This is a genomic window from Corynebacterium sp. HMSC067D03 (assembly GCF_001811185.1).
Classification (GTDB): domain Bacteria; phylum Actinomycetota; class Actinomycetes; order Mycobacteriales; family Mycobacteriaceae; genus Corynebacterium; species Corynebacterium coyleae.
This window is the reverse complement of sequence record NZ_KV803780.1, coordinates 126,353-147,822: the sequence shown is the minus strand read 5'-3', so window position 1 is coordinate 147,822 and position 21,470 is coordinate 126,353. Positions and strand designations below refer to the sequence as shown.

The 21,470-nt window shown below is 61.4% G+C and carries 16 protein-coding genes; 7 read left to right on the top strand and 9 right to left on the bottom strand.

Annotated elements, in window-relative coordinates:
- Positions 1 to 10: 10 nt before the first annotated feature.
- Positions 11 to 286, top strand: coding sequence for a cell division protein CrgA (gene crgA, locus HMPREF2785_RS00605; RefSeq protein WP_070449902.1), 276 nt, complete (start codon positions 11 to 13; stop codon positions 284 to 286).
- Between the two features lie 194 nt (positions 287 to 480).
- A complete protein-coding gene (locus HMPREF2785_RS00600) occupies positions 481 to 1,872 on the top strand; it encodes a hypothetical protein (protein ID WP_070613809.1) in 1,392 nt (463 codons plus the stop codon).
- Positions 1,873 to 1,939: 67 nt separating this feature from the next.
- Here HMPREF2785_RS00600 and HMPREF2785_RS00595 read toward each other — a convergent pair whose 3' ends face one another.
- From HMPREF2785_RS00595 to HMPREF2785_RS00575, 5 genes are all read right to left on the bottom strand, one after another.
- On the bottom strand, positions 1,940 to 3,505 hold the full coding sequence (locus HMPREF2785_RS00595) for a catalase (protein ID WP_070613807.1): 1,566 nt from the start codon (positions 3,503 to 3,505) through the stop codon (positions 1,940 to 1,942).
- A 102-nt stretch (positions 3,506 to 3,607) separates the two neighbouring features.
- Entirely contained in the window at positions 3,608 to 4,324 is a 717-nt protein-coding gene (locus HMPREF2785_RS00590; protein WP_070613805.1) for a hypothetical protein, read from the bottom strand.
- A gap of 2 nt (positions 4,325 to 4,326) precedes the next feature.
- Positions 4,327 to 4,533, bottom strand: a complete 207-nt coding sequence (locus tag HMPREF2785_RS00585; protein ID WP_070449894.1) for a hypothetical protein — start codon at positions 4,531 to 4,533, stop codon at positions 4,327 to 4,329.
- A gap of 253 nt (positions 4,534 to 4,786) precedes the next feature.
- Positions 4,787 to 5,461 (bottom strand): rhomboid family intramembrane serine protease, encoded by a 675-nt coding sequence (locus HMPREF2785_RS00580; protein WP_070613803.1) that lies wholly within the window; start codon positions 5,459 to 5,461, stop codon positions 4,787 to 4,789.
- 69 nt (positions 5,462 to 5,530) lie between these two features.
- A complete protein-coding gene (locus tag HMPREF2785_RS00575) occupies positions 5,531 to 6,052 on the bottom strand; it encodes a peptidylprolyl isomerase (protein ID WP_070421945.1) in 522 nt (173 codons plus the stop codon).
- 294 nt (positions 6,053 to 6,346) lie between these two features.
- Between HMPREF2785_RS00575 and HMPREF2785_RS00570 the strand changes: the two genes are divergently transcribed.
- The gene (locus HMPREF2785_RS00570) at positions 6,347 to 7,294 is read left to right on the top strand and encodes an endonuclease domain-containing protein (protein ID WP_167594483.1); all 948 of its coding nucleotides are present in this window, start codon (positions 6,347 to 6,349) and stop codon (positions 7,292 to 7,294) included.
- 178 nt (positions 7,295 to 7,472) lie between these two features.
- Here the strand turns inward: HMPREF2785_RS00570 and metE are convergent, their stop codons facing one another.
- The gene (metE, locus tag HMPREF2785_RS00565; RefSeq protein WP_070613801.1) at positions 7,473 to 9,722 is read right to left on the bottom strand and encodes a 5-methyltetrahydropteroyltriglutamate--homocysteine S-methyltransferase; all 2,250 of its coding nucleotides are present in this window, start codon (positions 9,720 to 9,722) and stop codon (positions 7,473 to 7,475) included.
- A 14-nt stretch (positions 9,723 to 9,736) separates the two neighbouring features.
- Positions 9,737 to 10,672 (bottom strand): methylenetetrahydrofolate reductase, encoded by a 936-nt coding sequence (locus tag HMPREF2785_RS00560; RefSeq protein WP_070613799.1) that lies wholly within the window; start codon positions 10,670 to 10,672, stop codon positions 9,737 to 9,739.
- A gap of 283 nt (positions 10,673 to 10,955) precedes the next feature.
- On the opposite strand from HMPREF2785_RS00560, the gene HMPREF2785_RS00555 reads away from it, so the two are divergent.
- Entirely contained in the window at positions 10,956 to 11,588 is a 633-nt protein-coding gene (locus HMPREF2785_RS00555; RefSeq protein ID WP_070613797.1) for a hypothetical protein, read from the top strand.
- Positions 11,589 to 11,627: 39 nt separating this feature from the next.
- On the opposite strand, the gene HMPREF2785_RS00550 is transcribed toward HMPREF2785_RS00555, so the two are convergent.
- Positions 11,628 to 12,191, bottom strand: coding sequence for a TetR/AcrR family transcriptional regulator (locus tag HMPREF2785_RS00550; protein WP_070449881.1), 564 nt, complete (start codon positions 12,189 to 12,191; stop codon positions 11,628 to 11,630).
- A gap of 91 nt (positions 12,192 to 12,282) precedes the next feature.
- On the opposite strand from HMPREF2785_RS00550, the gene HMPREF2785_RS00545 reads away from it, so the two are divergent.
- From HMPREF2785_RS00545 to HMPREF2785_RS00535, 3 genes are read left to right on the top strand one after another with little or no spacing between them, the layout of a single operon-like run.
- A complete protein-coding gene (locus HMPREF2785_RS00545) occupies positions 12,283 to 12,897 on the top strand; it encodes an ATP-binding cassette domain-containing protein (protein ID WP_070613796.1) in 615 nt (204 codons plus the stop codon).
- Complete coding sequence (locus HMPREF2785_RS00540) at positions 12,894 to 14,987, top strand: YhgE/Pip domain-containing protein (protein WP_070421938.1); 2,094 nt, start codon at positions 12,894 to 12,896, stop codon at positions 14,985 to 14,987. The genes HMPREF2785_RS00545 and HMPREF2785_RS00540 overlap by 4 nt, the downstream gene beginning before the upstream one ends.
- Positions 14,984 to 16,498, top strand: a complete 1,515-nt coding sequence (locus tag HMPREF2785_RS00535; RefSeq protein ID WP_070613795.1) for a cutinase family protein — start codon at positions 14,984 to 14,986, stop codon at positions 16,496 to 16,498. Before HMPREF2785_RS00540 ends, HMPREF2785_RS00535 begins: the two co-directional genes overlap by 4 nt.
- A 55-nt stretch (positions 16,499 to 16,553) precedes the next feature.
- On the opposite strand, the gene HMPREF2785_RS00530 is transcribed toward HMPREF2785_RS00535, so the two are convergent.
- Complete coding sequence (locus tag HMPREF2785_RS00530; RefSeq protein WP_141750598.1) at positions 16,554 to 21,173, bottom strand: hypothetical protein; 4,620 nt, start codon at positions 21,171 to 21,173, stop codon at positions 16,554 to 16,556.
- Positions 21,174 to 21,470 lie beyond the last annotated feature (297 nt).

The following is a 21,470-nucleotide window of genomic DNA, read 5'->3' as shown; positions in this document are numbered from 1 at the left end:
GGAGACAACGATGCCTAAAGCGAAAGTAACCAAGGACCCGGTCCGCCCGGTCAGCAGCACCTCCACCGGCGTGTCCCGTACCCCTGTCAAGGTCAACACCGGTGGCACCCCAGTGTGGTACAAGGTCATCATGTTCGGCCTCATGATTCTCGGTCTGGCGTGGCTGATCCTGTACTACCTCGCCGGTGACCAAATTCAGTTCCTCGCCGAACTCGGCCCGTGGAACTACGCCATCGGCTTTACCGGCATGATCCTCGGTCTGCTGATGACCATGGGTTGGCGCTAAACCGGTTTTCCCTGCTTAAACGGGGCGTCGCGGAGTGTTTCCGCGGCGCCCCGTTTGTTTCATTTACCCCCGGATTCGGTGAATTCTACAACAGTTTTCTGCACAAACCTGTGCACTCGATTATCACTTTATCAGTGAGAGTTAAATCTCACCTCAACGTTTTCAAAGGAAAAGTCACCGAGAAAGGACCGCCCGTGCGCGCAATCCGTTCCGCCGTTGCAGCACTCGCAGCCGTCGCCATCGCCGGCTCCGCAGTCACCGCAACCGCTCAAACCCTTGAAGAGTCCTATCCGGAGACTCCGGCAACCAACGATGCACTGCCGATCATCCACACCTACCGTGGTTCCGACCACCTGAAGGCAAACGTCCTCAACCCACGTCCGGTCTGCAACTCCACCGAGGACTACCGCACCGTCGTGTACAAGGTGAAGGACAACTTCCTGCCGGTGGGCACCATCTCCACCACCAACCTGTCCGACAAGGCCATCCCGCTGTCCCAGGACCTGTCCCGTACCCAGTCCATCTCCGCGTCCGTCAACGGTTCTAAGACCGAGACGATCACGCTCGGTGGCTCTGGCTCCAAGGACGGCCTGCAGGGCAACATCGGCTACTCCCTGGCCAAGTCCCTCGGCTGGGACGTCTCCGGCTCGCTGAGCTGGTCCGTCGGCCAGCAAATCGGCCCGTACGAGGTGCCGGCAGGCAACACCGGCGAGGCCACCTACGGCTTCCGCACCGTCACCATGACCGGTACCCAGCAGCGCTGCCGCCCGAACGGCACCTGGGCAACCCCGACCGCCTGGATCGCCAACATGCCGGTTAAGAACGAGGTGCGTGTGAAGAACTACGCCACCCCGGCCGGCTCCTGGGCACCGAATAAGGGCGCACAGGTGACCACCCCGGTGGATAACCCGAACCCGGCGTACAACGAGGATGTCAAGAAGATCGAGACCGGCGCGAACCTCGATGACATTGACAAGGTTGAGGACGACAAGGCAGCAGACGTCACCAACAACGACATCACCGACGAGGGCACCAACATCATCGACGAGGTCGAAGAGACCAACACCGGTGAGGTTGAAGAGGTCGTCGATACGGAAGAGGGCGCTGTGCGCGAGCTCGACCTGCAGCCGCACTTCACCACGTCCACCTGGAAGGCTTCCGGCTTCGCAGGCTCCGTCGCACTGCGTGTGAAGAACGTCGGCGACAAGCGCTACTGGGGCGAGTTCCCGGCCGTGACCTTCCGCGTTGAGGTCGGCACCTTCGCCGGCCCGGAGGGCGTCGACCGTCTGATCACCACCACCCGCTACAACGGCTCCCACGTCCGTGACCTTGGCTACGACTTCGACCGCAACGTCCGTGTCTTCGAGGTCACCCTGTCCAACCCGGTCAACGCTGGCGACGACATGCTGCTCGCCGGCTTCTCCTTCGGCGACGGCAACACCAAGGAAGGCCGTCTCCACAACACCCTGACCGTCACCCAGACCGGCCGCCTCGCAGGCGACACCTCCCTGTACAACGACCAGAAGGTGTCCTCCCTCGACGCAACCACCTCTGACTTCGGTCGCCAGGTCCGCGGTACCTTCTAAACCCTTCTAAAACCGCGAAGCTGAAAACGCCCGTTGAGTCTGTTGACTCAACGGGCTTTATCTTGCGCTAGTTGTTCTGTGCCGCGCGCTTCTTCGCCAGCGACTCACGAACCCTGGTCTCAAGGTCAGCGTCGACCTTGCCCCAGTACTCGTAGACGCGCTCCTCGACGTCCTTGTTCTTAATAGCCATCATCTTGTTGGTGATGTTGTGGACGAAGCGCTCCTTCTCACCGTCGTCGAACACGTCGCGGTAGAGCGTGCCGGCCTGGCCGAAGTCGTCGTCCTCCGCATGCTTGACGTATGCGGCACGGACGAGGTCAGTGCCCGCCGGATCCGGGTTGACGTAGAGGTTCACCGCCTGATCGTAATCGGTGAAGTTGGAGGAAGAATCCTCGCCGTTGTCCAGGTAGCCGGCGCCCTTGTCGGTGCGGTTCGGCGTGTAGTTCGGCTCGTTCTCCTCGTTGAAGAAGTACGCCATGGAACCACGCTCAGAGTAGGTGTTCACATCATTGAGCGGTTGGTTGACCGGCAGGTCCTTGTAGTTCGTACCGATGCGGTAACGCTGCTGATCCGAGTAGGCAAACACACGCGCCTGCAGCATACGGTCCGGCGACAGACCCACACCCGGCACCAAGTTCGCCGGATCAAGCGCAAGCTGCTCGATCTGCGCGTGGTAGTTCTTCGGGTTGCGGTTCAGCACAAAGTAGCCAACCGGGATCAGCGGGTAATCCTTCTGCGACCACGTCTTGGTCAGGTCGAAGGGGTTGAAGCGGTAATCCTTCGCCTCCTCGAACGGCATGATCTGCACCTTGACGTCCCAGATCGGGTAGTCGCCCTCTGCAATCGCGTTGAACAGGTCCGCACGCTGGAAGTCCGGATCGGTACCGGCCTTCTCAGTGGCCTCCTCGTCGGTGAAGCACTCCCAACCCTGACGAGTCTTGAAGTGGTACTTCACCCACACCGGCGTACCTTCCTCGTTGATCCACTGGAAGGTGTGGGAGCCGAAACCATCCTGGTGGCGCGACGTCTTCGGGGTGCCGCGGTCGCCCAGGAGGTAGGTCACCTGGTGTGCGGACTCCGGGGTGCGGGTCCAGAAGTCCCACTGCATCTCGTCGTCACGCAAGCCCGAGTTCGGCTGGCGCTTCTGCGAGTGAATAAAATCCGGGAACTTCATGCCGTCGCGCAGGAAGAACGTCGGGGTGTTGTTACCCACAATGTCGTAGTTGCCGTCCTCCGTGTAAAAACGCAGCGCGAAACCGTGCACGTCACGCCAGGTATCCGGCGAGCCAGCCTCACCCGCGACCGTGGAAAAACGCGCCGCCATCGGCGTGACGGTGCCGGGCTGGAACAGCTTCGCCTTCGTATACTGCGACACATCCTCCGTGATGTGCAGCTCGCCGAATGCGCCGTGGCCCTTCGCGTGCGGAATACGCTCCGGGACGTTTTCCCTGTTGAAGTGGGCTAACTTCTCGATCAGGTGGACGTCGTTAAGCACATTCGCGCCCTGACGACCCTGCGTCACCGAAATATTCTCCGACGCAACCGGCTGACCACTCAACTCAGTGGTACGACCCTTGCCCGCAGGACGCTCGCCCTTAGCGACGATCTCCTCCGCCTTGCTCTTGTCAGTCACGACTTGCTCCTTACTTCACTGTTGTTGACATGTACCCCTCCCAGGGTAGGTACTTCCGCATGAACCGGTTGCCGAAACATTCGTAAGCAGCGTCGACGGTGGCTACCAAGTACGTTTTCTACGCTTCTCCACGTCGCCACCAGAAGGCGGCTCCACGTTGTAGCCGAGGTCTCGAAGCGCCTCCGCTGCCTCCGCAGGATGATCCCGAACCGCAGCGCGGAGCTGCTTGTCCAGCCACCCCTCTCGCGACTGCAGCAATTTGCTCTCCCACCCAGGTTTTCCTCGGAAGCCACATTCGCGGACAACGAAATATAAGAAGTCCTCCAGTGAAGGACGGAACCGTCGCCCTCCTACGGGAAAATGCAGGGCTTGTAGGTCGCCTTTGCGCCTGTCCTTGGCCTTTGTTCCCTCGAAGTTCGCCATAAGGGCAACACTTAACAACCCGGAGATCCCCGAAGAGTGAATATGCGCCGTAGGGGCAGAGGCATATCCGCGTTCATACTCGAACCTGATACCAGGTGAAGTGCGGACGCGGATCTCGAACTTGCTTCGATCGACGGCCAGATACTGTTCGCCTGAACCGATCGCGAGCTCATATTCGATAAAAACCTGATAGATCGCACTGTAATCAGATTTCGAAACCCCCTGGTCAGACTGTCCAGATCCGTAAACAAGTGGCAGTTGAAAACTACCGACAACGCGATCTTCATCCGTATTGGATTCGGCGTTGTACCGAACGTCGCGAATGGACGCGACTGGCAATACATCAAGCGCCAAGTCGAGTGCCTGCTGCAGGAACTCTACAGCCTCTTTCTCCACGCTTAACGCTCCCCGAGAAGTGACTCCACCCTGCGCAACTCGTCGTAGATGTCTCGCTGCTCGTAGGTGAACCCGCCTGACCAGGCAAGCTCCTTCAGCACGTCATCAGATGGCAACGCAACCCCCAAGGATTCAGTCAACTTCGCACGCAAATCGCGTTGGCGTGCTCGCAGCTCTGCATTGGTAAAGCGGCGCACTTTCAGCTTCATGAGAATCACCTTCTTCCTATTGGCTCTGATCCTAACCAACGGCAGCGACATTGCTCTCCCGTTATTCGAACACTAACTATCCACACCTGTGGATAACTCTGTGCACAACTCCACAGGCACCGTGGATGTGCTGGGGATTATTCGAAAATCCCAGGTAATTTCGGCGTGTCGTTTTCGCTGTTCGACGTGTCGTTCGAGGAACAACACGCGTGTAGTTCTCCACATTGTGGATAACGTTTGTGGATAACTCCGGTTAGTACACAGGGATCGTCGACGGCAACGTCAACACCCACACCACCGGCACCGCAGCCACCAACGCCGAACACGCCGCCACCCACCGCGTGCGCACATTCGGCGAGGTCAGCCACCACCCCATCACCGCACCCGCGACCAGACCCCCGAGATGCCCCCACAACGACACCGTCGGCGACATCAGCGAATACACCACGTTCACCGCCACCAGGGTGAGTGGGGCGCGCAGGTCGGTTGATCGTCGATAAGCAACTGCGATGAGCACCGCCATCAGCATGTACAACGCCCCCGACGCGCCCGCCGTCGGCGTTGTGAAATTAAACGCAAGCACGCTAATCGACGACCACAGCACCCCCGCGCAATACGCCACCGCAAACGGACCCGACCCCACAAAGCGCTCCACCTCCGCGCCAATGAACACCAACATGAACATGTTCAACACAAGATGTGTAATGTCCAGGTGCAGAAAACCCGCGCTCAACGTGCGGAGATAGCCCCAGTCGTACACCAACGGGCCAAACAGGATCATCTGCTCCCCCACCGGCGAATCCCAAATCACGTCCATCACACTTCTCGACTGCACCGCCGTCACCACAAACACCAACGTGCACAACGCAGCAATAACGGAGGTGGCCGGAGCATTCTTCAACGTGTTCTTCAGAGCGTTGGGGAACATGGCCCTCAGCGTACTTCGGACACGAAAAAGCCCCCGCCAACTGGCGAGGGCTGATCGAGGCGTGTCTTCTTACTTGACCTCGACCGAGTTGATCACAACGTCCTCAACCGGACGGTCCATGCGACCGGTCTGAACGTTCGCGATCTCGTCGACAACCTTCTTCGACGCCTCATCCGTGACCTCGCCGAAGATGGTGTGGCGGTTGTTCAACCACGGGGTAGCGTCCACGGTGATGAAGAACTGGGAACCATTCGTGCCCGGGCCCGCATTCGCCATAGCCAGCAGGTACGGACGATCAAACTGCAGCTCCGGATGGAACTCATCCGCGAACTGGAAACCCGGGCCGCCCGTGCCGGTGCCGGTCGGGTCGCCGCCCTGGATCATGAAACCCGGGATGATGCGGTGGAAAATCGCACCGTCGTAGAACGGGCCCTCGGTCGTGCCCTGGGCGTTCTTGGTGGCGTACTCCTGCTCGCCCGTCGCCAGGCCAGTGATTACCTCTACCGTCTTCGGCGCGTGGTTGCCAAACAGGTCAATCACGATATCGCCGTGGTTCGTGTGCAACGTCATCGTTTGTGTCTTCTGAGTCATGCCGACCAGACTACGCGGAATCGTCCGAGGGCGTTCGCCGGGTCGGCGGTTGGGCGTGCCGGGCCGTCCTGGGCTGTCTTGGTGTCCTGGGCTGTCCTGGGCGGTCCAGGACTTTGATCGCAAACCCAGCGAACCAATCCCAGCGAATCGTCGAAAATTGCCGATTCGCTGGGACTGGTTCGCTGGAAACTCGATCGGAGGCCTCGGCTAGCACGTTGCTCTTGTGCATCGGCTCCCCAGCGGATACTTTTAATCCAGCATCATAAACCGGGGGGTCATATGGTTGGGGAAAAGTTGACGCAATTGCTCGTCGGCCAGGCGGTCGCCGAGGCGGAAGCATGCGTAAAAGTTGCATCGCGTCGATACGTGCGCCTCGAAGCGTGGAACGCGCTGCGGCCGTACGAGCGCGAGTACTTACGCTGCTACGCAGCAGGTTCATCGGCCCATCGCTCGGTGTTGGTGAGTCGCTCGGCCGCCCGCCTACTGAACATGTGGACCATCCCGGACGGCAAGGAAGTCATCGAGCTCGCACAAACGCACGGTACGCCACCATCCACGAAAGACTGGCCCGACGGTCTGCGTTACCGTCACATGCGGATCCCTGAATCGGACGTCTACTGCATCCACCGGACCGACTGCATCGGTGCGGACCGAAAAATACAGGTGACAAGCCCAGAGCGCACCGCGATCGACATCGCGCGGTTTCACGGCGTGCGTCAGGGCGCGGTCGCGATGGACTGGCTTCTAAGCTTCGGCACCCTCCAAGAAAAGCGGAGACGATGGGAGACCATCCAAGCCAAAATTGCCCGTCTCAAGGGAAAACGAGGGATTGCGAACGCACGGCGGGCACTCGAACTTGCGTCTCCTTGGTCAGAGTCACCGTACGAGACCCTCCTGCGTGTGATCCTCCACGAAAACGGTATTGAGGTGGAGATGCAACTGTGGATCGGACCAGATTTCCGAGTCGACCTGATCTGGGGAAATCTCGTTATTGAGATCGATGGCCTCGATAAGTTCGAGAACAAGCCTCACGATGCCGTCCTCTCTCAACTCAAGCGCGAAACTTGGATTCGTGAGCAGGGATACGAGGTCATCCGATTTTTCACACGGGAGATACTCCGGAATCCGGAGGAATGCGTCCGCCGGATACGGGAGGCGAAAGCACGGGCAGACAAGCGCGGTGAGCCGCAAGTCGCCGCGACCCGGCAACGTCCAAGGCAACGCCAATCCCGATTCCCGTAAAGCGCGCCGCGCCGCACCCCTGAAACGAAAGAAACCAGCGAACTACACCCAGCGAATCGCGGTTTTCGGGCGGTTCGCTACAACTAGTTCGCTGGAAACTCGAAGCGGGGCGGGGGCACCGGCGCACCGGCGCACCGGCGCACCGGCGCGGCAAAGCACGCCCCGGCGCGACCGGAACCTACAGGCCGGCGACGACCTCGTCGCGGGCGGCGACCAGGTTACGCAGGGACGGGTCGACTTCGGCGTAGCCGCGGGTCTTCAGGCCGCAGTCCGGGTTGACCCAGAGGCGCTCGGTCGGCACATTCTTGAGCGCGGCACGCAGCAGGCCCGCGATTTCCTCGGTGGACGGCACGCGTGGGGAGTGGATGTCCCACACGCCGGGGCCGATTTCGGAGTGGAAGGTCTCGTCGATATCTTCCAGCAGTTCCATCTTGGAGCGGGCTGCCTCGATGGAGGTGACGTCGGCGTCGAGGCCGGCGACGGCGTCGATGATCTGGCCGAACTCCGAGTAGCAGAGGTGGGTGTGGATCTGGGTCGACGGCTTCGCGTTCAAGGACACGAGGCGGAAGGCGCGGACGGCCCAGTCGAGGTAGGAGGCGCGGTCGTCGGCACGAAGTGGCAGCAGTTCGCGCAGGGCCGGCTCGTCGATCTGGATGACGTTGATGCCGGCTTCCTCGAGGTCGGCGACTTCGTCGGCAAGGGCGACGCCGATCTGGTCAGCGGAGACGGACAGCGGCACGTCGTCGCGCTTGAAGGACCAGGCCAGGATGGTCACCGGGCCGGTGAGCATGCCCTTGACCGGCTTGTCGGACAGGGACTGGGCGTATGCGGACCAGTCGACGGACAGGGCCTTCGGGCGGGAGACGTCGCCGACGACGATTGGCGGACGGGTGCAGCGGGAGCCGTAGGACTGGACCCAGCCGTTCTCCGTGACGACGAAGCCGTCGAGGAGTTCGGCGAAGTACTGGACCATGTCGTTGCGCTCGGCTTCGCCGTGGACGAGGACGTCGAGACCGATCTCTTCTTGCAGTTCGATGACCTGCTTGATTTCGGCCTTGAGGGCTTCCTTGTAGTCGGCGTCGGAAAGGGAGCCTTCGCGGTGGTCGGCGCGGGCCTTGCGGATTTCCTGGGTCTGCGGGAAGGAGCCGATCGTGGTGATTGGCAGGGTGGGCAGCTTCAGCTCTTCGCGCTGGATCTTGATGCGCTCTTCGAAGGCCGGCTCGCGCTTGACTTCGCCCTCCGGCAGCTTTGCGACGCGGTCCACAACCGCCTGGTTGTGAATCGTCGTCGATTCTGCACGGGTGCGCACAGCGCGGTCGGACTGGGCGAACGCCTCGGCTGCGGCGTCCGGGCCGGCGACAAGTGCCTGGATCTCGGCGAGCTTCTCGTCAGCAAACGACAGCCACGGTGCGACCTCAACCGGCAGGTTGCGCTCGGCCTTGAGGGTGTGCGGCACGTGCTGCAGCGAGGTGGAGGTGGAGACGGATACCGGGCGGCCGAGGGACTCGAGGACCTCGGTGCGTTCGCGCAGGTTGGCGGCCCAGACGTTGCGGCCGTCGATGATGCCGGCGACGAGGTGGGTGGTCTCCGGGATGGTGGTGCGGATGCGCTCCGGGTAGTCGGCGTCGGCGTCGAGGGTCCACGGGGCAAGGTCGACGTGCAGTGCTTCTACGCCGAGTTCGCCGAGGACCGGCAGGGCCTCGCGGGCGGAGCCGTACGGGGTGGTCAGGTAGACGTTCGGGCGGTCCTCGCGGCCGAGCAGATCAGACCATGCCGAGCGCAGGTACTTGGCAATCTCGGCGTCCGGGGTGGACAGGTCGGCGACCACGGCCGGCTCGGCGATCTGGATCCACTCCACGCCGGCGTCCTTGAGGGCCTTAAATACCTCGGCGTAGGCGTCGACAAGCGCTGTCAGCAGCGACCACTCGGCAGGCTTGGACAGCGCAATGAGGGTGACCGGGCCGACGAGGAACGGGCGAACCTTGTGGCCGGCCTCGGCGGCTTCCTCGACGATGTGCAGGATGCGCTCCGGCACGGCCTTGATCTCCTGACCTGCCTCGATCTCCGGCACGAGGTAGTGGTAGTTGGTGTCGAACCACTTGGTCATCTCCAGCGGCACGCGGGTGGCGTTGCCGCGGGCGAGCGCGAACTCCTCGTCGAGGTCGGTGCCGCCCGGCACGAGCCCCACGGTCAGGGCGGTCTCGAGCACCTGGTCGTAGAGGGCGACGTCGGCGGGGATGGCGTAATCCTCGGTGAGGCCGAGGTCGCGCAGATGGTTGTAGTTGTTCACGCGGAGGGCGCGGGCGGTGGAACGGAACGTGTCGGCGTCGATACGCCCTGCCCAGTAGCTCTCAAGCGCGTGCTTCAGCTCGCGGTTCGCGCCGATGCGCGGGTAACCCTCGATGGTTGCCTTGGGGAAGGTGGTCATGGTTTGTCCTTTATCTATTGGATGCCGATGCGGTCCAAGAAGTCCCGCGTGACGGCCAGGTTGTTGTGGGTGTACACGTGGAGTCCGCCGGTGCCGGCGTCCAAAATCTCCCGCGCAAGCTTGGCGGTGAGTTGCATGCCGGTTTCGTATTCGTCGTCAGCTTCGAGCAATTGCTTCTCGACGACCTCAGGCACCTCCAACCCCGACAACTCACCCATCCGGCGCACACGCTTCAGGGAAGTCATCGGCATAATCCCCGGAATCAACGGGATACGCACACCAGCCAGGCGTGCTACCTCGACAAAGTCCAGGTAATCCTGCGCCTCGAAGAAAAGCTGCGTGATCGCGAAATCGGCACCCAGGCGCTGCTTAGTCAGCAGCACATCCAGGTCATGGTCGAAATTTCGCGACTCCTCATGCCCCTTCGGGTAGCACGCAACCGACAGCGCGAGCTTGCCGGCGGCGAGGCGAAACGCCTCCTCCTCCTGCACCTCCTCAATGAGATTGAGCAGGTCGGTGGCGTACTGCAGGTAGTGCTCCGGCATGCCCGTTTCGGGCAGGTCGCCGCGGAGTGCGAGGAAGCCGCGCACGCCGGCGTCGATTAGCGTGCGGATCCACTCGGTGAGCTCCTCGCGCGTACCCGCCGTGCAGGCCAGGTGAGCGATCGGGCGCAGGTCGGTGGTTTCCGCAATCCGGGAGATCACCGCGGCAGTGCCTTCGAGCCACTCGCTGCGACGCGAGCTGGTCACGGAGACGTAATCCGGGTTGTAGGCGGCCAGGCCGGCAATGAGTTCGTCCATCTTGGCCACGCTGTCGGAGGGGCGCGGCGGAATGATCTCAAAACTCAACGCAGTGCGCTGGCGCGGACGAGGGCGGCGGATCACCGGAGCGCCCTCGCGGTCGATGGGTGCCGAGGCGGAAAGCCGGGTCGAAGGGGAGGCTTCGAACATGGCGGACCTTTCTCTCGGCTGGCTGTCATCGGGACTTGTTGCACCGTGGTTAAACGGTGACTTGAAACTTATGTTGCCCGTTTCCGCGCCACAATCAAGGTTGTCTATTTTGCCCGTTTGCGCAGGTCATGCGGCCGGTTTTCGTGAATGTAAATACGGCAAACTGAACCGCTTGGTTCATTTTTGCGTAACGCTTGGTACGGAGCCGTTCTGCGGGGGCTTCGCTACGCTAGACACCGAACCAATCGAACAAAACTTGAACCCGCTAAACAAAGGAGCCCACATGAACCTCAGGACCATCGGCATGGCCTACGCCCTCGCAAACCAAGGCCTGAAGTACTTCCGCGACCAAAACGACAAACGCGAGCGCGACATTTACCAGTCCCTCATCGACACGCTTAAAGACGGCGACCTCTCCGACCTCACCGACAAATTCGACCGCGACCAACTCCAGGAGCTCTACGGCGCCGCCCGCGCCGAAGCCGGCGAAATCACCCGCCAGGCCCACGAGCGCCTCGACCGCCGCCGCGCCGCCTTCGACGCCGACGCTCCCCTGCGCGCCGCCCAACTCGCCTTCCTTAAAGACCACGCCAAGGAGAAGAAGGACGAAGGCCGCAGCGTGCTCGGCACCATCGGCTCTGTGATCAAGTGGTCGACGCTCAGCGCCGTCGCCGCAGGTAGCGCATGGGCTGCGTGGGAGTTCTTCCTCAAGGAAAAAATCGCTGAACTTCGCGACGACTCCCCCGCCGACCTCGACCTCGTCTCGGTCGCCGAGGGCGGCGCTGGTCGTGCTGGCGGTGCTGGCGCTGGTGGGACCTCCACGCTGGTCTACTCCACCACTACCGAGGACGACCGCGAAGCACGTTCGGCCGACGATTCTGACGATTCCGCAGGTCGCCACCGCCTGGAGGACTAGCGCCACGTCCCTTCCGGGCCCAGCCCCGTTCCCGAACGCCTATACGTTCGCGCGCCAGCCGGCCATGAGGTGGCGGACGAGGCGATCGCGCACGTCGGGGAGCAGATCGGCCAGGGGTGAGGCAAGCGGTCGGGTGGCCACGATCAGTTCGGTGGCGAGCTGCAGCGCGGTTTGGCCGGGGGCGACGATGTTGTGGGGCACGGCTTCGTCGATAAGCAATTGCACGTTGTGCATGAAGGTCTCGCGGCGTTCGACGATGATGCGGGGGCCGTCAGCGGAGGGTTCGGCGGCAAGGGCGGTGGCGAGCATGCCGACGCCGGAGTCGACGATGGCCCAGACGAAGCGTTCAAAGCTGCCTTGGGGGTCGTTGTCGAAGTCGGCGAGGGTGCCGTTGAGGAGGGTTTGGAGGTTGTCGATGTAGACGACGGCGCAGGCGTCGTAAAGCGATGCGCGTGAGGGGAAGTGGCGGTAGAGGGTGGCGATGCCTACTCCGGCGTCGGCGGCGATGCCTTCGAGTGTGATTTCGGAGCTGGGGCGGGTTTGGATCTGTTGGAGTGTGGCCGTGATGATTTGGTCGCGTTTTTTGCGGGCGTCTGCACGCATGGCACTCCCCACTCTGGGTTTGACAGTGATTGAATTGGGGAGCACCATATCACGAGTTAAGTGATAGTCCACCCTACGGTTAGGGGACCGAATGTCTGCAATCCTGTCGGTACAGGGCCTTGTGCTGCGCAGTGGTGACGAGCCGGAGTCGTTCGACATCGGCCGCGGTTTGACCCTGCTCAACACGGCGCGCGAGTCCGATTCGACGCTGCTCAGCCTCGCGCTGGCGGGTCGCTTCCGTCCTGCAGAGGGCACCATTCTGCTTGATAGCGAACCCACCACCCACCACGACCGCTTCCGCGATGTCGCGTTGGCGGGCGTGCCGGAGATCGACTCGATTGATCGTCTGGTGCGCGTGCGGGATGCGGTGCGGGAGCAGATTGCGTGGTCGCAGGGCTTTTTCAAGCGCACGCCGCATCGCTCGGAGGCGATTAAGGCGCATCCGTACGTGGAGAAGTGGTTGGAGCCGCTGCAGTTGGAGGAGCTGGATCTACTGGCCAAGGTCGGCGACATTACTCCGCTGGAGCGCTTCCGCTTGCGCGTGTTGCTTGCGTTGATTTCGCGTCCGGAGGCGAAGTTGCTCATTGTCGACGACATCGATCAGGTCCGTGACATGAAGTTGCGCAAGTTGCTTCTTAGCGACCTCCGCGGCGTCGCGGTCCACCTTCCCGTGATGGTGAATACGGTCAATGAGGAGGGGCTATGAGCGGCCTGCATATCGGAACCGATTTTCGGAAGTTTTTGAACGGCAAGCTCCCACCGCTTGCCCTTGTTGCCATCATGTTGCTGCCGTTGCTGTTCGGCGGTTTGTTTGTGTGGTCGTATTGGGATCCACTGGGCAATTTGTACAAGTTGCCGGTTGCGTTGGTGAACTCGGATGAGGGTGAGAACGGCGACCAGGTGGTTGACGAGCTGTTGGAGCAGCGTCCGTTGGATTTCCAGTTGGTCAGTGCCGAGGAGGCCAAGGAGGGCATTGCTAACGGCACGTATTACCTGGGTATGGAGATTCCGACGAACTTCTCTGAGGCTGTGACCAGCGTGAAGTCAGAGGATCCACATTCGGCGAAGATCAACATCACCTTGAATGAGACGAACGGTTTCATCCCGACGGTGTTGGGTGATAAAGCCGGTGAGGCGGTCGCGGTTGCGGTGTCGAACTCGGTTGGTGAGAAGGTGGTGGACCAGCTGTTCGTCGGCATTAATACGTTGTCGCAGGGCGTGCAGGACGCCGCAGATGGCGCGGGCAAGCTCGACGACGGTGCGAATAAGGCCAAGGACGGCTCGCAGAAGCTCAACGATGGCGGCACGAAGCTCAACGACGGTATCCAGCAGCTCAATGACAAGGTGCAGCAGATGCCGGGTGCGGTGGGCAAGCTCGACGGCGGTGTGGCCAAGTTGCAGGACGGTGCGGCGCAGCTTAATGACGGCATCACCACCGCATCCGGCGGCGCCTCCAAGCTCTCTAACGGCCTGGATCAGTTGCAGGCGGGTACCCAGCAGTTGGGTGCCGGTGCGACGAAGATCGCCGGTGGCGTGGATAAGCTCACCGGCTTTGCTGGCACGTTGAACCAGGCGCAGGCGGCGTTGGCTGACGTCAATGCGAACCTGGACCGCGTGATCGCGGATCTGGACCGCTCCCCTATCCCGGGCTCGAACGAGTTGGCCGCGCAAGCTCGTGGCGTGAAGGCACAGTTGAACGCTGGTCCGCTGCAGGCGGTGCCGGGCAACGACCTGGTTGGCCAGTTGATGCAGTTGCAGGCCGGTGCGCACGAGTTGGCCACGCAGTTGTCTGATCCGACCGCGCAGTACCGCGGCGGCGTGGATAGCGCCGTAGCGGGTGCCCGCACTCTTGCGGAGGGTCTGGCCCGCCTGCAGGACGGTTCGGGCACACTGCTGGCCGGCATTACGACGCTGAAGGACGGTACGTCGAAGTTGGTCGTCGCTGCGAATACGGCGACGGATGCGACCTCGAAGTTGGCGGCCGGCTCGAACCAGTTGGTGGTGGGCCTGAGCGATTTGAACGACGGCCTGGTGAAACTTTCTGACGGCACCGGCGAGCTCTCCATGAAACTTGCGGACGGCGCCAAGGAAGCCCCGAAGTGGGAAGGCGAACGCCTGGACAAGGCGATCCACGCCGCCGCGGATCCGGTGACCCCGCAGCACACGGGCGACAGCGTGACTTACTTTGGTAAGGGTTTGAGCCCGTTCTTCCTGGCCCTGTCGCAATGGTTCGGTGTGCTGATCACCTACATGATCATGAAGCCGTTTAGCCGCCGCGCCATCGACTCGGGCGTGAGCGCGTTCCGCGTGATGCTGTACACGATGATCCCTTCCGTGATCATTGGCTTTGCGCAGTCTGTGGCGCTGTGGGTGGTGCAGGTTGGTGTGCTGAAGGTGGAGCCGCAGCACCCGGTGGCGCTGTTCGGCGTGCTGGTGTTCGTGTCTTGGGTGTTTATCTCCGCGATTATGGCGTTGAACACCACGTTGGGCCCGGCGCCTGGCCGTTTGGCCACGATGGCGTTGATGTCGCTGCAGTTGGTGGCGTCGAACGGCCTGTATCCGCCGGAGGTGCAGCCTGGGTTTATCCAGTGGGTGCACACGTGGGATCCGATGCGCTATTCGGTGGATTTGGTGCGCTACGCCCTGTTCGGTGCGCCGTCGTATGACCCGCGTCTGTGGACTGCGCTTACGGTCCTGTTGTTCGTGGCGGCCCTGTCCATCGCCATTACGTGTTTCGCGCTGCGGAAGCGTCGCACGATGGCGTTCAAGGACCTGCACCCCGAGTTGACGGTGTGAGACGCCCCCTAGCCATCCTGCTGTCCGCCGCGCTTGTGCCGCTCGCGGTGCCACAGGCGCAGGCGTTGCAGTTGCGGTGCCACCCCGTGCATGTGATTCAGGCGGCGGGGTCCGGGTTTTCGCATTCGTGGCATCCGTCCGCGCGCGAGTCGCTTTTCGACGACACCTCCTCCCCCGCCGACGACCTCCAAACCCGCTTCGGCGCCCGGACGGTGTCCACGTTTCAGGTGAAGTACCCGGCCTCGCTGGGCCGCTTCAGCGTGTTCGGTACCTCGGGCAACGTCCCGGAAGGCACCGAGGCGGCCACTTATGGGGAGTCGGTGCGCTACGGCCGGGACGTGGCCACCTTGGAGATGGAGACCGTGGCCCGGCATTGCCCCGGCACCCGGTTCATTTTGATCGGCTACTCCCAGGGCGCCCACCTGGTCGGTGATGCAGCAGCGGAGGTTGCCGCCGGTCGCGTGCGGGGTGTGGGTGCGGATGACATCGCCGCCGTCCTTCTCTTCGCCGACCCCGCCCGCGCGCCGCTGGGTGACCCGGCGCCGCAGCAACCTTCGCGCCTCTACGCCGAACCACCTGCGGGCGTGCGCGGCCGCAACGGGGAGACAGTCCAGACCGGTGGCACGACGCTCAACCCCGCGTTCGAGGGCCTCGCCGGCACCCGCACCACGCCGTTTACCGGCTTGGAGGGCAAGGTGCTCTCCCTGTGCAACGGCGCGGACATGGCGTGCGCGACCGAGCCCACCAGCCCGCTGCGCACGCTTGCGGATGTGGCCATGCGCGATGTCACACCCGGCCCCTTCAACGCCATCACCGGCATCCGCGTCGCCCGCTTCCGCGACTTACGCGCGCAGGGGCTGCCGGTGCGCGAGGCGTTTGAGCAATCGGGCCTCTCACTTATCGACGCCACCCTCATCCCCCAAATCATCATCGAAGCCACCACCGCCGCCACTGCCCTCGGGCAGCACGCGGCGCGCACCAGCACCACTCCCCCAGCCGAACAAGCCGCCATCGCGCTGCTCGCCGCACTGCCGGAGTTGGCCAAGGAGGGCGTGACCTGGCCGTGGTTGTTCCAGGCGCTTGAGCCTCTGCGCGATCAGGCGGCGCAATTGCTTGACGACGACACCACCGCCTGGCTCGATCTCACCCTCGAAGTGTTTCGCACCATCCATGCTGTGGAGCAGTTCAGTTGGCAGCTGCATCGCCTTGGCGTGATCCCCCGCACCCCAACCGGCACCGAGGGCCGCCAGGCCTGGGCGCATAGCACCGTGGCGGCGTTGTGCGGGCAGGTGCTGGATGTGACCGGCCTGCGCGCCGCTTACGAGGATCCCCAGAACGCAGTGCTGGTGTCGTCGGCGCAGCGTGCAGGAGATTTCGGGCCGCGACACATGTCGTATTACAAGTTGGGCTTCACCGACATCCCCGGTGGGTTCAAGGTGGGCGGCCAGACGGGTTATGACTATGCGTTGGGGTGGCTTGACCGGGTGGTTCGTGGGGTCGTCGCAAAGTAAATGCGCAAGAGAAAACCCGCCGGGCTTTCGCCTGGCGGGCTAGCTCACTGCGGGTTTACTTGTCCTCAGCGGGCTTGTTCTCTTCGGTGCCCTTGTCCTTGGACTCCGGCATCTTGTCGGAGGAGCCCTTCATCAGGGTCTCGTTGCCGGTCGCCTTGCCCACCATGTAGGAGGAGGTGTACTCACCTGCACCACATGCGCGCATGACGCCGTCAACAGCGAGCAGACCCAGGGTGATCGCACCCAGAGCGCCAGCCGCGAGGCCGATCATCTGCGGGTTCTCGATAGCGAACGCACCCTGGATGCCAGCCGCACGCTGTGCACGGTTCTCGTCGTGGATGCCCAGACCGCGCTGGATCTGGTCGTTCGCCTGACGGATTGCCGCGTTGACCTGGGCGGAGACCTGCTCTAGGCCCGGGATCTGAACCTGCGACAGGATACCCAGCGGGATAGCCAGCAGCAGCGGCGCGGTCATGCCGACGATGCCAGCGATGCACGTGCCGTCGAGCTCAGAGGAGCCCTTGGTGGTCTGGTTGTTCGTCTCCTTGTTCAGGAGGAACTCGAAGTTGAACTCCTGAATGTCGTGGCTCTGTGCACCCTGTTCGGTGTAGCGGAAGAAACCGCTCGGAAGACCGCACTCAGCCGGGTTGAGCGGCTTGCCCTTGGCCTTCTGATCAGCAAGGCACTTCCTTGCCTTCTCAGCAAGATCCTTCGGGATGATCAGGTCTGCGCCCTTATCGGTCGGCACAAGCTTGGTGCCGTTGCTCTCGCCGACCACACCGACGTCCTTGACCGGATCCTTGAAGTACAGGTGAACAACAACGTCACCGTTCTTGGTGCTGTTGTCGATCGTGACGTCCGGGAGGTTCTTGTTCGAGCCAGCTGGAGCACCGTTCTCGGTAACGGAACCTTCCTTCACCACACCCAGAATCAGGTTGCGGACAATATCGCCGTTGGAGTTTCGCTCCTCGACGCGGATCGTCTCGCCAACCGTGCCCTTCTTCGGGGTGATGATGAACTTGCCGTTCTCGGTCTTCGTATCAGCGTGCTCGCCACCAGAAACCACAACGAAGGTGTTCTCCGGCTTGAGTGCCTCGAACTGACGCTCCTTACCCTCGATCACGTAGTCGCGCTGCTGGTAGGTAGCTGCGGACTTGCCCTGCGTGATCTTCAGACGGTAGCGGTTGATTTCCTTACCGTTCTTGTCGAGCTCAACGACCAAACCGGACTTGCCAGCTGCGTTGGACTTCGGCTTCAGAATCCACTGACCGTTGCTGTCCCTCGGTGCCTGGAAGAACTCAGCGCCTTCGAGGATCTTGAACGAGTTCTCCTGGTGCACCATCGTGGCGATGAACTCAGAGTTCGTCGAGACGGTGTACTCACGGTCCTTAACAGGTGCGTCAGTCAGCTCGAGCTCGTAGCGAGCCCAGACGCCACGCTTGTCCTTGACCTCGATAACAGCGGTGCCGGTCTCACCCTTCGGGCTGGTGATAATGAGCTTCTTATCGCGCTCCTGCACATCAACGAGGTTCTTGCCCTTGATGACCTCAAAGGTATCCGGGTAGTCCTTGACCTCGTTGAAGTTCACCTGTGCGGTGCCATTAACCGTCATGCGGCGCTTGATGGTCTCAACGTTAGCGTTGCGACCCGGAGTGACGTTGATGGTGTAACGCTCGTAGACGTATCCATCATCGGTCCGGTTCTCGATGACAACCTTGCCCTCAGCATCGGCCTTCAGGTCGAGTTTCAGGGTGTCCTTGCCATCCTCCGCATCACCTGCGATGAGGTCCTTGCCTTCGACGATGAAGAGCTTGTTGCCGCCCAGGTTGAGGAAGTTGTCCGCCGTGATGTTGTAGGTCATCTCACGGATCTGTGCTGGCTTCACGTTGGAGATGTACTTCGTGATGGTCTTGTATTCGACCTTGCCGTCAGTTACGAACGGCTGCTCTTCCTTGACGACGACGCGGCCGTCAGCACCCGGCTTGAAGTAGAGCTCAAAATCGTCATTTTCTTCAATCTTCGACTTCTCAGCCAGAAGATCCTTGCCCTCGACGATCTTCAGCTTGTTGCCCGGCGTCTGATTATCGCCAATGAAACCACGGAGCACACGAACGATCGAGCGATCAACAACATCGAGCTCGCGCTCTTCCTCGCTAACCTGACCAAGGTTTCGGGCAGGTGCAATGCGTACGGTCCACACTGCGGACAGAACTCCGTTCTTGTCCTTGATGTGGATGACAACGTTGCCACCCTTCTCGTTAACCGGAGTGCCGTCTTCGTTGGTCGGGTCGACGACAAGGGTCTTTCCGTCGTTGGTCTCAAAGATACGTGCGACGTCCTTGCCGTCGACGATCTCCCAGGTCCAACCGTCCTTCAGGTTGATCTCTGCAGACCCGTTGTTCTCAATCGAGTCGTCGCGCATGAACGGACCACCGTTCGGGTCCTTCACGATCTCCAGGGTGTAGTTGTACTCCACGCCCTTGTCGTCAGTAAAGACGATCTCGACGGTGCCCTCAGCGCCGTCCTTCGGCTTGATTACCCAGTTCTTGCCGTCTTCGCTCTTCTCCACCTTCTTCACCAGGTTCTCACCGGACGTGATGGTGTAGTCACCACCGCGACGCTCAATGAGTGCCGTGGAGGTGTTCAGGATCTGGCGAGTGACGTCGAACTCGGAGGTCGTGTTCTCGACGGTGACGATGTTCTCGCGGATGTTGCCGTTGTCCTCGGTAATGCGTACGACAACGTTGCCGCGTACCGACGGATCCTTGACCTCAACATTGAGCTTGTTCTCGTCCTCGACAACCTCGATGGAGCCCGGCTTCGGCTCGATGCGGTTGCCATCCTTGTCGACGAGGTACCACTCGTACTTCTCCTTCTTGTTCCACGGAACCTCGCGGACGCGGTTCTCGCTGCCCGGGTTGATCGTGTAGAAGAAGTTGTTGACCTTGATCTTCGTCTTGGTCTCGACGTTGATGGTGTCGCTGACCTTGACGCGGTAGATGTGCTGGTTGCCCTGGTCGTCGGTGATCAGGATCTCAACGTCGCCCTCGCCCTCGAAGCCCGGCTTCGGGGTGATCTTGAGCTTGCCGTCTTCGGTGCGCTCAACGATGACGATGTCCTGACCCTTGATGATCTCGAAGGTCCAGGAGCTACCCAGGTCCTTCGGAAGCTCAATGTCCTTGGACTTTTCGCCCTTGATGAAGCCAGCGAAGTGGTGGTATTCGCGGATCTCCTTGACGCTCTCGTAGACCTTCTCGCGGTAGTAGTTCTCCACGTGGGTCACGTTCTCGGTCACAGAGACCGGCGCCGGCGTGACAGTCTTTGTCGTGGTGACGGTCGTGCCCGGGACGTGCTTCTCGGTGGTCTTGACCGGGGTGGTCGTCACGGTCTCCACAACCGTGCTCGGCTCACGCGTGATCGTCTCGGTGACTGCGGTGACGGTCTCGGTGTACGTGGTCGGCTTGCCAGGCTTGGTTTCCGTGGTCACGTACGGCTCAGGCGTAACCACCGTGGTCTCTGTCTTCGGCGTGCCGTTGACGGTGGTGGTCACATTGTTGGTCAGTGGCGGCGGGGTCACGGTCGTGGTGACCTCTTCGCCCGGCACCGTGGTGCGGGTAACAACCGTGCTGCCCGGAACGGTGGTCTTCTCGTTCTTGGTTACCGGCGGCAGGGTACGGGTGGACGTGATCGTGGTAGCCGGCCGTGTCTTCGTCGTAACGGTTTCGACTGGCTTCTGCGGGACCGTCTCAGTGACGGTGCTCGGCGGCAGATTTTCCGTGGTGACCACGGTGGTCTCCGGCGGCGTGGTGTAGCTGGTAACGGTGATGTTGCCGTCCCAGTCCTTCTTGTTTGGGTTCAGGCCCGGCTGCTCGTTCGGGATGATGCGTTGGAACGTCAGGTTCAGGCGACGCGTCATCGTGTAGTTGTAGTTACGCGGCACGATGATGGTGACGTACGCGTTCTTCGGGTACTTCGCCTTGAAACCATCGAGGATCTTGCGGTCGGGAACCAGAGCGTAGTTTGGCTTTCCGCTCTTGGTGTCCACCGTGACGTGCACCAGGCTGAAGCCGGTAAGTGCACGGAACTGAGCGCCGTCAACAGTGACCGGGTTCTTGTCACCCGGGTCGCTGGTGTCCGGACGGCCGTCATAGATCGCGCCACGAACGTTGTTCAGGGACGTCAGGTCGTTGCCCAGCAGCGCACGGAGTACGGTGGTCTTGACCTTGATGGCGTGGGTCCTATCCTCGCCTTCCTTGTGCTTCTGGTAGTCCTCCATGAGCTTGGTGACGACGTTGATCGCTGCGTAGCGCACGTCCTCGTCGATGTACTCACCGTTGCCGTAACGACCGGAAGCACCGGTCAGCTTGCGGACTTCGTAGCCCGCCTTGGTGTTGTCCCAAGGGTTCGACAGGCCCCAGTCGATGCACCAACCGTTGCCGTACTCGGTCGGAAGCAGGCCGATCGAACCGTTTCGCTCGTTCTTGCTTTTCTTAACGGCCTCGAAGTATTCGTGAAGTTCCTTTTCACTCATCTTCTCGTAGGCGTTCACCGTGAGGTAAGAGTCTGCGACGGTTGCAGCAGTTGCCTCAGGCGCTACCACGGCGATCGTGCTAGCCACAGTGGTGGCGGAAATAAGCGCAGTCATGACGCGCTTCTTCAATTGTGCGTTCTTCAACGGCTTCAATCCTTACAACTCGGAGGAGATATTCGAAGCAGCCTTGAGATCACCTGAACACGGATCTCCAAACTGATAACTACATATTTAAGCGCAATATCGGCTTGGAGAATAGTCCGAAACCCCCTACAGAAAGCCAAAACGCCAGATCAACACCAAAAACTTAGAAACCTGACCCTCTGAACTGGACGTTTAGACAGTACTCAGGAAGAAAACTACAAGGTGATTTTCACCACAATCCGAGCAATTGTTCAACAAATCCTCAAAGAACGCCGAAAGCCCGAAGCCAAGTCGGCT

Excerpts from the sequence above, each read along its gene's own strand:
- HMPREF2785_RS00585 (WP_070449894.1), bottom strand. The coding sequence starts at position 4,533 with ATGAAGCTGAAAGTGCGCCGCTTTACCAATGCAGAGCTGCGAGCACGC.
- HMPREF2785_RS00550 (WP_070449881.1), bottom strand. The coding sequence starts at position 12,191 with ATGCGTGCAGACGCCCGCAAAAAACGCGACCAAATCATCACGGCCACA.
- crgA (WP_070449902.1), top strand. The coding sequence starts at position 11 with ATGCCTAAAGCGAAAGTAACCAAGGACCCGGTCCGCCCGGTCAGCAGC.
- HMPREF2785_RS00575 (WP_070421945.1), bottom strand. The coding sequence starts at position 6,052 with ATGACTCAGAAGACACAAACGATGACGTTGCACACGAACCACGGCGAT.
- HMPREF2785_RS00560 (WP_070613799.1), bottom strand. The coding sequence starts at position 10,672 with ATGTTCGAAGCCTCCCCTTCGACCCGGCTTTCCGCCTCGGCACCCATC.
- metE (WP_070613801.1), bottom strand. The coding sequence starts at position 9,722 with ATGACCACCTTCCCCAAGGCAACCATCGAGGGTTACCCGCGCATCGGC.
- HMPREF2785_RS00545 (WP_070613796.1), top strand. The coding sequence starts at position 12,283 with ATGTCTGCAATCCTGTCGGTACAGGGCCTTGTGCTGCGCAGTGGTGAC.
- HMPREF2785_RS00540 (WP_070421938.1), top strand. The coding sequence starts at position 12,894 with ATGAGCGGCCTGCATATCGGAACCGATTTTCGGAAGTTTTTGAACGGC.
- HMPREF2785_RS00555 (WP_070613797.1), top strand. The coding sequence starts at position 10,956 with ATGAACCTCAGGACCATCGGCATGGCCTACGCCCTCGCAAACCAAGGC.
- HMPREF2785_RS00580 (WP_070613803.1), bottom strand. The coding sequence starts at position 5,461 with ATGTTCCCCAACGCTCTGAAGAACACGTTGAAGAATGCTCCGGCCACC.